12 protein-coding genes are annotated in these 12,384 nt (G+C 67.3%); all 12 read right to left on the bottom strand.

The genetic code is table 11. The features are described 5' to 3' along the window. Nucleotides 1-88 precede the first annotated feature (88 nt). A complete protein-coding gene (locus DIE17_RS09405) occupies nt 89-871 on the bottom strand; it encodes an RNA methyltransferase (RefSeq protein ID WP_124520010.1) in 783 nt (260 codons plus the stop codon). Further along, complete coding sequence (gene rnhB / locus DIE17_RS09400; protein ID WP_044843766.1) at nt 868-1,512, bottom strand: ribonuclease HII; 645 nt, start codon at nt 1,510-1,512, stop codon at nt 868-870. Before rnhB ends, DIE17_RS09405 begins: the two co-directional genes overlap by 4 nt. Further along, nucleotides 1,509-2,678 (bottom strand): lipid-A-disaccharide synthase, encoded by a 1,170-nt coding sequence (gene lpxB, locus DIE17_RS09395; RefSeq protein WP_124486191.1) that lies wholly within the window; start codon nt 2,676-2,678, stop codon nt 1,509-1,511. The genes rnhB and lpxB overlap by 4 nt, the downstream gene beginning before the upstream one ends. A 3-nt stretch (nt 2,679-2,681) precedes the next feature. Continuing rightward, nucleotides 2,682-3,470: an acyl-ACP--UDP-N-acetylglucosamine O-acyltransferase gene (gene lpxA / locus DIE17_RS09390; protein ID WP_124520008.1), complete on the bottom strand. Its 789-nt coding sequence runs from the start codon at nt 3,468-3,470 to the stop codon at nt 2,682-2,684. 67 nt (nt 3,471-3,537) lie between these two features. After that, complete coding sequence (gene fabZ / locus DIE17_RS09385) at nt 3,538-4,005, bottom strand: 3-hydroxyacyl-ACP dehydratase FabZ (RefSeq protein WP_006402657.1); 468 nt, start codon at nt 4,003-4,005, stop codon at nt 3,538-3,540. A 130-nt stretch (nt 4,006-4,135) separates the two neighbouring features. Continuing rightward, nucleotides 4,136-5,215, bottom strand: a complete 1,080-nt coding sequence (gene lpxD / locus DIE17_RS09380; RefSeq protein ID WP_124520006.1) for a UDP-3-O-(3-hydroxymyristoyl)glucosamine N-acyltransferase — start codon at nt 5,213-5,215, stop codon at nt 4,136-4,138. Between the two features lie 16 nt (nt 5,216-5,231). Beyond that, nucleotides 5,232-5,729, bottom strand: coding sequence for an OmpH family outer membrane protein (locus DIE17_RS09375; RefSeq protein ID WP_040144479.1), 498 nt, complete (start codon nt 5,727-5,729; stop codon nt 5,232-5,234). A gap of 64 nt (nt 5,730-5,793) precedes the next feature. Further along, the gene (bamA, locus tag DIE17_RS09370) at nt 5,794-8,100 is read right to left on the bottom strand and encodes an outer membrane protein assembly factor BamA (protein ID WP_044843770.1); all 2,307 of its coding nucleotides are present in this window, start codon (nt 8,098-8,100) and stop codon (nt 5,794-5,796) included. Between the two features lie 64 nt (nt 8,101-8,164). Next, entirely contained in the window at nt 8,165-9,553 is a 1,389-nt protein-coding gene (rseP, locus tag DIE17_RS09365; protein ID WP_124486188.1) for an RIP metalloprotease RseP, read from the bottom strand. Between the two features lie 11 nt (nt 9,554-9,564). After that, nucleotides 9,565-10,761 (bottom strand): 1-deoxy-D-xylulose-5-phosphate reductoisomerase, encoded by a 1,197-nt coding sequence (locus tag DIE17_RS09360; protein WP_044843772.1) that lies wholly within the window; start codon nt 10,759-10,761, stop codon nt 9,565-9,567. Between the two features lie 15 nt (nt 10,762-10,776). After that, nucleotides 10,777-11,598, bottom strand: coding sequence for a phosphatidate cytidylyltransferase (locus DIE17_RS09355; RefSeq protein WP_124486187.1), 822 nt, complete (start codon nt 11,596-11,598; stop codon nt 10,777-10,779). After that, nucleotides 11,592-12,374 carry a polyprenyl diphosphate synthase gene (uppS, locus tag DIE17_RS09350; protein WP_044843774.1) on the bottom strand — a complete coding sequence of 261 codons (783 nt, stop codon included), beginning with the start codon at nt 12,372-12,374 and terminating at the stop codon, nt 11,592-11,594. Before uppS ends, DIE17_RS09355 begins: the two co-directional genes overlap by 7 nt. Nucleotides 12,375-12,384 lie beyond the last annotated feature (10 nt).

Below are 12,384 nucleotides of genomic sequence, written 5' to 3'. Positions count from 1 at the left end.
CGCCAGAAGCAACAAGGCCGCGTCGATCGCGGCCTTGTTTCGTGGTGCGGGATACCGCCCGGCCAACGCCGCGCGTCACGTCATCAAGTCATGCGTGCCGCTGCTGCCGCACCTGCTCGAACAGGCACACCGCCGCCGCAGCCGCCACATTCAGCGACTCCATGCCGCCCGGCTGCGGGATCGTCACGCGATGCGTGGCCACGTCGCGCCAGAACGCCGACACGCCGGCGCCCTCGTTGCCGAACACCCATGCGACGGGACCGGCCAGGTCGCAGTCGTAGATCGCCTGCGCGCCGTGCGAATCGGTCAGCGCGACCGGCACGTCGAGGCGTTCGGCGAGCGCGCCGGCCTCGACATCCTCGTGGATCGACAACAGGAAGTGCGCGCCCATTCCCGAGCGCAGCACCTTCGACGACCACGCATAGGCGGTGCCCGGCGCGCAGAACACGTGCCGCACACCGGCCGCGGCCGCGCTGCGCAGGATCGAGCCGACGTTGCCGGCGTCCTGCACGCCGTCGAGCACGACCGACGTGTGCGTGACACGCTCCGGCAGCGGCTGCGCGGGACGATCGACGAGCAGCAGGAAACCGACGCCGCTCACCACGTTCGACAGTTGTCCGAACAGCGCATCGGGCAGCGTGACGACCCGCTGCACGTCGACGCGCGCGATGATCGCCTGCGCTTCGTCGTGCGCGAGCGCGCCTTCGGTGGCGACGCACAGCTCGGGTATCGCGCCCGTATCGAGATACGCGCTGGCGAGGTGAAAACCTTCGAGCAGCGCCTGGCCACCGCGGCGCTGCTGGGACGTCGAACCCGCAAGCGCCTTCAGGCGCTTGTACAGCGGGTTGTCGCGGGAAGTAATGCTTTTCATCGAATCAGGTCGAGTGCCGCGCGCACGGGTGCGAACGAGCGCCGATGCGCTTCACACGGGCCGTGCTCGCGCAGCGCGGCGAGATGTTTCTCGGTGCCGTAGCCCGCATGCACGTTGAACCCGTACACCGGGAAGCGTTCGTGCAGCTCGACGAGCATGCGGTCACGCGCGACCTTCGCGAGGATCGACGCGGCCGAGATGCTCGGCACGAGCGCGTCGCCGCTGACGATCGCCTCGGCACGCACCATCAGCGTCGGGCAGCGGTTGCCGTCGATCTGCGCGAGCGTCGGCAGCACCGACAGGCCTTCGACGGCCCGCTTCATCGCGAGCATCGTCGCGTGCAGGATGTTGAGCGTGTCGATCTCGTCGACGCTGGCCGACGCGACGCAATACGCGCGCGAGCGCGCGACGATCAGGTCGTACAGCGCGTCGCGCTTTTTCGCGGACAGCGCCTTCGAATCGTCGAGCCCGTCGATCGGCTGCGCGGGATCGAGGATCACCGCGGCGGCGACCACCGGCCCCGCGAGCGGGCCACGGCCCGCTTCGTCGACGCCGCAGACGATCTCGTCGGGCCGGCTGAAGTCGAAGCCGCCCTGCACGTCGGTCGACGCGCGGCGGCGTGGTGCACGGGCTGCCGTCATGCGCGCCCCTTGCGTTGCTCGAGTACGCGCACGACCGCTTCGGCCGCCTTCGCGGCCGTGTTCTGCCGCAGCGAGAGATGCATTTCGGTAAACACTTCGGTCAGCGTGCGGCGGTTCGCGTCGTCGCGCAGCTGCGTGAGCGTCGCATCGGCGAGCGCCTCGGGCGTCGCGAAATGCTGCAGCAGCTCGGGCACGACGAAGCGCCCCGCCAGGATGTTCGGCAAGCCGACGTACGGCAGATAGCCCTGCCGGCGCATGATCTGTCCGGTCAGCCAGGGCACCTTGTACGAGATCACCATCGGCTTCTTCAGCAGCGCGGCTTCCAGCGTGACGGTGCCGCTCTTCACGAGGATCGCGTCGGCGGCCGTCATCGCGACCTGCGAGCGGCCGTCGGTGATCGTCAGCGCGAGTTGCGGATGGGCGTCGACGAGCGGCTGCAGCAGTTCGCGCAGCGCGGGCGTCGCCGCCGGCATCACGAACCGCACGCCGGGCTCGCGCTGCTGCATCAGCGCCATCGCGGCGAAGAACGTCGGGCCGATCAGCCCGATCTCCGAGCGCCGGCTGCCCGGCAGCACCGCGATCACGGGGCCCTCGGCCGGCAGGCCGAGCGCGATGCGCGCGCCGTGCGTGTCGGGCTCGAGCGGAATCTCGTCGGCCAGCGGGTGGCCGACATACGTCGACGCGACGCCCGCCTTGTCGAGGATCGCCGGTTCGAACGGGAACAGGCACAGCATGTGGTCGACGGACTTCGCGATCTTCTTGATCCGGCCGCCGCGCCACGCCCAGATCGACGGGCACACGAAGTGGATCGACGGGATGCCCGCGTCGCGCGCGGCCTGCTCCACGCTGAAGTTGAAATCGGGCGCGTCGACGCCGATGAAGGCGTCGGGCCGCTCCGCGAGCAGCTGGCGCTTCAGCTCGCCGCGAATCCGCAGGATCTCGGGAATCTGGCCCAGCGCCTCGACGTAGCCGCGCACCGTCAGCTTGTCCATCTGCCAGTGCGAGTCGAAGCCGTGCGCGAGCATCCGCTGCCCGCCGATCCCGTAGTAGCGGGTCGATGCGGGCAGCCGCGCCTGAAGCCCGCCGAGCAGCGACGCCGCGAGCAGGTCGCCCGACGGCTCGCCGGCCACCATCGCGAGCCGGAGCTGATTGGTCGGGAGCGACATCGCTTAGCGGATGATGCCGCGTTGGGACGCGTCGATGAACTCGACGAGCGCGGTGACCGCTGCGTCGCCTTCGCCGCCCGCGGCCGCCAGCTCGCGCAACTGTACCTTCGCTTCCTCGAGCGACAGGCCGTTCTTGTACAGCAGGCGGTACGCGCTGCGCAGCGCCGAGATCGCGTCGGGCGAGAAATCGCGCCGGCGCAGGCCTTCGACGTTGATGCCGTGCGGCTCGGCCTTGTTGCCGGCCGCGATCACGAACGGCGGCACGTCCTGCACGAGCGCCGAGGCGCCGCCCAGCATCGAGTGCGCGCCGATGCGCACGAACTGGTGCACACCCGACATCCCGCCGACGATCGCGAAGTCGCCGATCTCGACGTGACCGGCCATCTGCGCGTTGCTCGACAGGATCACGTTGCTGCCGACGCGGCAGTCATGGCCGATGTGCACATAGGCCATGATCCAGTTGTCGTCGCCGAGCGTCGTCACGCCGACGTCCTGCACGGTGCCGGTGTGGATCGTCGTGAATTCGCGGATCGTGTTGCGGTTGCCGATCACGAGCTTCGTCGGCTCGTCCTTGTACTTCATGTCCTGCGGACGGCCGCCCACCGACGCGTAATGGCCGATGCGGTTGTCCTCGCCGAGCGTCGTGTGACCTTCGATCACGCTGTGCGAGCCGATCGTCGTGCGCGCGCCGATCGTGACGTGCGGCCCGACGATCGCGTACGGCCCGATCTCGACGGACTCGTCGATCTGTGCGCCCGGTTCGACGATCGCGGTAGGATGAATCCTGGTCATGCGCCGTTGCCTCTCGATGTGATGTGTCGCGTTGCCCGCGTTACGTTACCCATGCGTGCCGCGTCGCTCAGGGCGCCGCGTCGGCCGTCTTGACCGTGCACATCAGTTCGGCTTCCGCCGCCACCTTGCCGTCCACTTCCGCCACTGCCTTGAACTTCCAGATGCCGCGGATGTAACGTTCGAACGTCACGTTCAGAATCAGCTGGTCGCCCGGTTCGACCACGCGCTTGAAGCGCGCGCCGTCGATCCCGACGAAGTAGTACAGCGTGTTTTCCGGATCCTTCGGCTGCTCTTCCGAGAACGTCAGCAGCGCGGCCGCCTGAGCGAGCGCCTCGAGGATCAGCACCCCCGGCATCACCGGCCGCTTCGGGAAGTGCCCCTGGAAGAACGGCTCGTTGATCGACACGTTCTTCAGCGCTTTGATCCCCTTGTGCGGCTCGAGTTCGAGCACGCGATCGACGAGCAGAATCGGATAGCGATGCGGCAGCAGCGTGAGGATCTTGTGGATGTCGAGATTGATTTTTTCAGTGCTCATGATGGTTCGTCTCACGCAGAGGCTGCGCGGTGGTGATGCAAAGGCTGAAGCGGGCCGCCGTGCGGCCCAGTCTGGCAAACCGGGCCGGATGCGCTGGCCGTGCCCGGTTCGTGGTCTCGCATGGTGTCGGTCAGGCGTGCGTGCCGCCCTGGGCGGCCAGCGCGGTTTCGAGCGCCTTGATGCGGTCGCGCAGCTTGTCGAGGTTGCGCACGAGCGCGGCGCTCCGGTTCCATTCGCCGTGGTCGACGGCCGGGAACGCGCTCGTGTAGATGCCGGCCTTCGGCAGCGACTTCGACACGCCCGAATTCGCCGTGATGATGACATAGTCGCCAAGCGTCACGTGGCCGGCGATCCCCGCCGCGCCACCGATCATGCAGTGGCGGCCGATCGTCGTGCTGCCCGCGATGCCCGCCTTGCCGGCGATCACCGTGTAGGCGCCGATCCGGCAGTTGTGGGCGATCTGCACCTGGTTGTCGATCTTCACGCATTCTTCGATGACGGTGTCCGCCATCGCGCCGCGGTCGATCGTCGTGTTCGCGCCGATCTCGACGTCCGGGCCGATCGACACGCCACCGACCTGCGGAATCTTGACCCAGCTGCCGGTGCGCGCGTCGCCGTCGCCGACGAAATCCGGCGCGAAGCCGAAGCCGTCGGAACCGATCACGGCACCCGCGTGGATGATCGCGCGCGGGCCGATCTTGCAGCCGTGGTACACCGACGCGTTCGGATACAGGTGCGAGCCGGCGCCGATCGTCGTGCCGCGGCCGACGAACACGTTCGCGTCGAGTTGCACGTCGTCTTCGATCACCGCGCCGGCCTCGACCGTCACGTGCGGGCCGATCACCGCGGTCGCGGCGACCTGCGCGGCCGGATCGATCGTCGCGCTCGGATGCACGCCGGCCGCGCGCGGCGGCGTGGCGAGATCGATGAACATCTGCGCGACGCGCGCGAAGTACGCGTACGGATTCGGCGTCACGATGAAGTTGCGGCCGCTCGCGGCCGCGCCCAGCTTTTCGAGATCCTTCGGCGCGATCAGCACCGCGCCGGCGCGGGTCGTCTCGACCTGCGACAGGTACTTCGGGTTCGCGAGAAACGCGAGTTGCTGAGGGCCTGCCTGGTCGAGCGGCGCGAGGCCGCCCACCATGCACTGGGCGTCGCCGGCGATCTCGCCGCCGAACCGCGTTACGAGTGCCTCAAGCGTCAATGCCATTCGTCGTCTGCTCCGTTCAGTTCGTCGAGCCGGACGCGAGCGCCTTGAGCACCTTGTCGGTGATGTCGATGCGCGGGCTGACGTACACGGCTTCCTGCACGATCAGGTCGTAATTCTGCTGCTCGGCGATCTGCTTGATGACCTTGTTCGCACGCTCCAGCACGGCCGCGAGCTCCTCGTTGCGGCGCTGGTTCAGGTCTTCGCGAAACTCGCGCTGCTTGCGCTGGAAGTCGGTGTCGAGCTGCGCGAGATCGCGCTGCTTCTGCGCGCGATCGGCCGCCGACAGCGACGCACCGTTCTTGTCCAGCGAATCGGACATCGACTTCAGGCGCGCCGCGAGGTCCTGCAGATCCTTGTCGCGCTTCGCGAACTCGGCTTCGAGCTTCGTCTGCGCCGCCTTGGCGGGCGCCGACTCGCGCAGGATCCGATCCGAATTGACCGCCGCGATGCGGGCGACGTCCTGAGCATGCGCCGTCGCCGCGCCCAAGGCCAGCGCAACGGTCAGCGCACACATCACTCGTTTCGAAAACTTACCGGTTAGCAAAATTACCCTCTCGTTACTGTTGTCATGCGTTCGATCAGAACGCCGTCCCGATCTGGAACTGGAATTTCTGGTACTGGTCGCCTTCGTGCTTCTGCAGCGGGAAGCCGAGGCTCAGCTTCAGCGGGCCGATCGGCGAGATCCACGCGAGACCCACACCGTAGCCGTAACGCAGGCCGTTCGCGCCGGTACTCGTGCCGCCCGGCGCGTTGCCCCACACGTTACCGCCGTCGAGGAACGTGAACACGCGCAGCGTGCGGTCGTAGCCGGTGCCCGGCAGCGGGAACGTCAGCTCGATGTTGCCGACCACCATCTTCGAACCGCCGATCGGGTCGTTCGTCTTCGTGTCGCGCGGGCCCAGCGAGCTCGGCTCGTAGCCACGCACGGAGCCGATACCGCCCGCGTAGTAGTTCTTGAAGATCGGGTATGGGTTGCCGATGCCGTTACCGTAGCCGCCTTGCAGGTTCAGGCCCAGGATGAAGCCGCGCGAGAACGAATAGTAGTACTGCGCCTGCAGGTCGGCCTTGTAGTACTGGATCTTGCCGACCGGCACGCCGTATTCGACGTTCGCCTGCGTGAAGTAGCCGCGGCTCGGGATCAGCGCGCTGTCACGCGCGTCGCGCGACCATGCCACCGTCAGCGGCACCGTGTTCGACACGCGGCCGAACTCGTTCACGTAATCCTGGTAGCTCTGCGGCGTGTTCGAGTCGACGTCGAGACGGTTCTGCTCGAAGCCCGCGCCGAAGTAGACGGTGTCGACTTCCGAGAACGGAATGCCGAACTTCAGGTTGCCGCCCGCGCTGATGATCCGGAAGCTCGAGCTCGTCGAGTAGTAAAGCGGCTGGTACGTGCGGTAGTAGACGTCGGTGATCCGCTTGATGCCGTCGACCGTGAAGTACGGGTCGACCTGCGTGACGGTCAGCGTGCGGTAGCTCTTCGCGGTGTTGACGTTCACCGACAGGCTCGTGCCCGAGCCGAACACGTTGTCCTGCGACACGCCGGCCGACAGCACCACCTTGTCCGTCGACGAGAAGCCCGCGCCCAGCGTGATCGCGCCGGTCGGCTTTTCGTCGACCTTCACGTTCACGTCGACCTGGTCGTTCGTGCCTTCGACCGGCACCGTCGTCACGTCGACGTTGGTGAAATAGCCGAGACGGTTCACGCGGTCCTTCGACAGCGCGAGGCGGTTCGAATCGAACCACGAGCTTTCGAGCTGGCGCATTTCGCGGCGCACGACTTCGTCGCGCGTGCGCGTGTTGCCGACCACGTTGATGCGGCGCACGTACACGCGGCGGCTCGGATCGACGACGAGGTTCAGGTTCACCTTGTGGTTCGCCTGGTCGATGTCCGGCTGCGCGTTGACGGTCGCGAATGCGTAGCCGTATTCACCGAGCTTGTCGACGATCGACTTCGTCGTTTGCTGCAGCTTTTCGGCCGAGAAGCGATCGCCCGGCTTGATCTTGATCAGCTTGTTCAGTTCGGCTTCGCGATCGAGCAGGTTGCCCGACAGCTTGATGCCCGACACCGTGTACGGCTCGCCTTCGTGCAGCGTGACCGTCAGGTACATGTCCTTCTTGTCGGGCGAGATCGACACCTGCGTCGATTCGATGTTGAACTCGAGGTAGCCGCGGTTCAGGTAGTACGAGCGCACGGCCTCGAGGTCGCCCGTGAGCTTTTCCTTCGAGTACAGGTCGTTCTTCGTGTACCAGGAGAACCAGTTCGGCGTCGACAGCTGCATTTCGTCGCGCAGCGTGCTGGTGCTGAACGCCTTGTTGCCGATGAAGTTGATCTGGCGGATCTTCGCGCTCGGGCCTTCGGCGACCGCGAACAGGATCGACACGCGGTTCGCGTCGACCGGCGTGATCGTCGTCTTGACCTCGGCCGCATAGAAGCCGCGCGTCAGGTACTGACGCTTGAGCTCCTGCTCCGCCTTGTCGACGAGCGCCTTGTCGTAGTAGCGGCCGTCGGCCAGACCCACCGCGCGCAGCGCCTTCGTCAGGTTGTCCTTGTCGAATTCCTTCGTGCCGGTGAAGTCGATCGACGCGATGGCCGGACGCTCCTGCACCTGCACGATCACGACGTTGCCTTGGGTGGCGATGCGCACGTCGTTGAAGAAGCCCGTCGCGTACAGCGCCCGGATTGCTTCGGATGCCTTGTCGTCGGTGAAGGTATCGCCCTGCTTGATCGGCAGGTAGGCGAACACCGAACCGGCTTCGACGCGCTGCAACCCCTCGATCTTGATGTCTTGCACCACGAACGGTGCCGCTGCATGCGCCGCGAGGCCGTGCGCGGCGAGCGCGGCCGCTGCAACTGTCTTAGGTACAAAGCGATGAGGTTTGAACAACGTGCATCCCCAATATTTAGCTGCATCAAATCAGGCGGCGGCCGACTGGCCGCCGCCTGACGCTTCAGAAATGGATTAACCGAGCCAGGTCGTTGAACAGCGCGATCGCCGACAACGCGACGATGCAGATCAACCCGGCTCTTTGCAGAATCAGCTGCCAGCGCTCCGATACGGCTTTCCCGGTCGCGGCTTCAACCAGATAATATAACAGATGCCCCCCGTCCAAAACGGGAATCGGCAGCAAGTTCAGCACCCCGAGGCTAATGCTGACAAGGGCGAGGAACGACAGGAAGGCCGACGGACCGAGCCGCGCGCTCTTGCCCGCGTAGTCCGCAATCGTCACCGGGCCGGACAGGTTCTTCAGCGACGCATCGCCCGTGATCATCCGCCCGAACATCCTCAGCGAGTAGACGGCGATGTCCCACGTGCGGTGCGCGCCGAGGCGCAGACTCTCGATCGGCCCGTAGCGGACGTCGACCGACGGCGTGTGCATCGACAGCGCCGCGCCGATGCGGCCGACCTGCTGCCCCGTTTCGTCGTCGCGCTGCGCCTGCGGCACGATCGACACCGTCCGGGAGGCACCGCCGCGCTCGATCTGCAGTTCGACTGCCTGGCCCGCATGGTGCTTCACCGCGTCGATGAAGCGCGTGGCGCCGCCGATGGGCTTGCCGTCGAGCGCAAGCAGCTTGTCGCCGGCCTTCAGGCCCGCCTGCTCGGCCGCGCTGCCGGGCTGCACCGACGCCACCGACAGCGCGCCGCCGCCGGTCTCGAAGCCCAGGTGCAGCATGAAATCGTCGTCGAGCGCGCTTTCGGGAACATTGCGCAGGTCGACGCGGAAGTCGAACGTCGCCGCGCCGCCGTCGCGCGCGCCGAGCACGACCTCACGATGATCGAACGCGGCCGCCAGCAGCTTCCAGCGCAGGTCCGACCACGAGCGCACCGGCACGGCGTCGCCGCCCTGCGCGTCGCCTACGCGCACGTCGCGGATCGATACGATCGTCTCGCTGCCGTCGAAGCCCGCGCGGGCGGCCGCCGTGCCGGCGGCCGGCGGCGCGAGCACCGCGGCCGGCTCGGTCACGCCGGTTGCGAATACGGCGGAAAACAGGACGATTGCCAACAGGAAGTTCGCGATCGGGCCGGCGGCGACGATCGCGATGCGCTTGAACACCGATTGCCGGTTGAACGCCTGGCCGAGCTCCTCGGGTTTGACGCCCGCCCCCGGCTCGCGCTCGTCGAGCATCTTCACGTAGCCGCCGAGCGGCAGCGCGGAGAGCGTCCATTCGGTGCCCGTCTTGCGGCTGACCCAGCGCGCGACGGGCTGGCCGAAGCCGATCGAGAAACGCAGCACCTTCACGCCGCACCAGCGCGCGACGCGATAATGTCCGTACTCATGCACGACGACCAGCACCCCGATCGCCACCGCAAACGCGATCAGTTCGACCAGCACGTTCATGAGCACCTCATTCAGACAGTGCGCTCCACGCGTGGCGCAGGCGCTTTCGCAATGATCTCGGCAGCGAGGCGGCGTGCCTCGGCATCCGCCGCAAGGACGTCGTCGAGCCCGTTCGGGTTGCGGTTCGGCAGTGCGTTGAGCACCGCGTCGACCGTCGCCGCGATCGCCATGAAGCCGATCCGGCGCTCGAGAAACGCTTCGACCGCGATTTCGTTCGCCGCGTTCAACGCGGCGCTCGCGATGCCGCCCTCCTCGAGCGCCTTCAGCGCGAGCGCGAGGCACGGGAAGCGCGTGTAGTCGGGCTTCTCGAACGACAGCTGGGCGATCTGCGCGAGGTCGAGCTGCTCGACACCGGCGTCGACGCGCTCCGGGAACGCCAGCGCGTGCGCGATCGGCGTACGCATGTCGGGGTTGCCGAGCTGCGCGAGCACCGAGCCGTCGCGGTACGACACAAGCGAATGGATCACGCTCTGCGGGTGGATCAGCACGTCGATCCGGTCGCCCGGCAGGCCGAAGATCCAGTGCGCCTCGATCACTTCGAGGCCCTTGTTCATCATCGTCGCGGAATCGACGGAAATCTTGCGGCCCATCACCCAGTTCGGATGCTTGCAGGCCTCGTCCGGCGTCACGTCGACGAGCGTGGCCGGCTCGCGCGTGCGGAACGGGCCGCCCGACGCGGTCAGGATGATCTTCGAGATCCCGCCGTGCTCGTTCGCGTCGCGCGGCATGCACTGGAAGATCGCGTTGTGTTCGCTGTCGACCGGCAGCAGGATCGCGCCATGGTCGCGCACGGCGTCCATGAAGATCGCGCCCGACATCACGAGCGATTCCTTGTTCGCGAGCAGGATGCGCTTGCCGGCGCGCGCGGCCGCCAGGCTCGGCGCGAGGCCGGCCGCGCCGACGATCGCCGCGACGACCGTGTCGCAGCCGTCGCTGTTCGACACGTCGACGAGCGCCTGCGGCCCGTACAGCACCGTGGTCTTGTTGCCCGCCGCGCGCAGCTTCGCCTCGACGTGCGCTGCCGTGTTCGCATCGCCGACCACCGCGACTTCGGGTGCGAAGCGCAGGCACTGCTCGACGAGCTTGTCGCCATTGCGGTGCGCGGTCAACGCATAGACCGAGAAACGCTCGGGATGGCGGGCGACCACGTCGAGCGTGCTGTCTCCGATCGAGCCCGTGGAACCGAGCAGTGTCAGACGTTTTTGCATAACAGAAATAGTGGTTTAACCAAGCAGCAGCATTGCGAGCGGCAGCACCGGCAGCAGCGCGTCGACGCGGTCGAGCACGCCGCCGTGACCGGGCAGCAGGCCGCTCGAATCCTTCACGCCCGCCTGACGCTTGAGCAGCGACTCGAACAGGTCGCCGATCACGCTGTACGCAACCAGCAGCGTCAGCGCGGCCCACGCGCCGGGCATCCCGTAGCGCGTCGCGAATGCGGAAAACAGGGTCGGCTCGAACCAGTGCGCGGCCATCGCGGCTCCCGCGACGACCATCACGGCGAGCCAGCCGCCGATCGCGCCTTCCCAGCTCTTCCCGGGACTGATCGTAACGGCCAGTTTACGCTTTCCGAAGGCCTTGCCCGCGAAATATGCACCAATATCGGCCAGCCACACGACCAGCAGCAGCGAGAGCACGAACGGAACGCCCTGCGCACGCGCCGCGACGACCGCGTGCCAGCAGGCCGCGAACACCACGAGCCCGGCCGCGAGCAGGAACGGCCGCCACACGCCGCCCGCGAGTTCCGGCTTGCGGCGCAGCGAGAACGGGCCGACCAGCAGCCAGAACACGCCGGCCGCCATGAAAAGGGGACGGGACGAAGCGGCCTCGACGCCGAGCGGCGCGGTCGCCGCGAGCGCCAGCGCGGCGACGATCGCATAAACGACCGAACCGGCCGCGCCGAGCTTCAGCAGGCGCGCCCATTCCCACGCGGCGAACACGAGCACGACGCCGATCAGCGCGCCGAAGGCCGCGAGCGGCGCGAACAGCGTCACCGGCAGCAACACGGCCAGCATCACGACCGCCGTGATCACACGGGTCTTCAGCATGAAAGGGAATCGGCGTTCTGCGATTGCGGTTCGAGCTGCGCGCTGGTGCGCCCGAAACGGCGCTCGCGCTCGGTATACGACGCGATCGCGTCGGCCAGCGCCGCGCCGTCGAAATCCGGCCAGTATTTGTCGGTGAAATAGAATTCGGCGTACGCGAGCTGCCACAGCAGGAAATTGCTGACGCGCTGCTCGCCGCCGGTGCGGATGAAGAGATCGGGCTCCGGCGCATAGGCCATCGCCAGGTGCGGCGCGAACGCGTCTTCGGTCACCTCGACCTCGCGGCCCTCGCGCACGGCCTGCTCGACGAGTTTCTTCGTCGCCTGCAGGATGTCCCAGCGGCCGCCGTAGTTCGCGGCGATCGTCAGGGTCAGGCGGGTGTTGCGCGCCGTCTTGGTTTCGGCGCGGCGGATCAGTTCGCGGATGCGCGGCTCGAAACGCTCGAGATCGCCCACGACGCGCAGGCGGATCCCGTTCGCATGCAGCTTGCCGATCTCGCGCTCGAGCGCGGTGATGAACAGCCGCATCAGGAACGACACTTCGTCGTTCGGCCGGCGCCAGTTCTCCGAACTGAACGCGAACAGCGTCAGGTATTCGACGCCGGCGCGCGCGCAGCCTTCGACCACCGACCGCACGGCGTCGACGCCGCGGGTGTGCCCCGCGACGCGCGGCAAGCGGCGTTCGGTCGCCCAACGGCCGTTGCCGTCCATGATGATCGCGATATGACGCGGCACGGCGCCGACGTCAGGCACGCGAACGGTAGAGCTGGTATAGGTCATGGCCGTTGAG

The sequence above is a fragment of the Burkholderia sp. Bp9099 genome, assembly GCF_003857805.1.
Taxonomy (GTDB): domain Bacteria; phylum Pseudomonadota; class Gammaproteobacteria; order Burkholderiales; family Burkholderiaceae; genus Burkholderia.
Note: the sequence above shows the minus strand (reverse complement) of the source record. Positions and strands in the feature narration are given on the sequence as shown.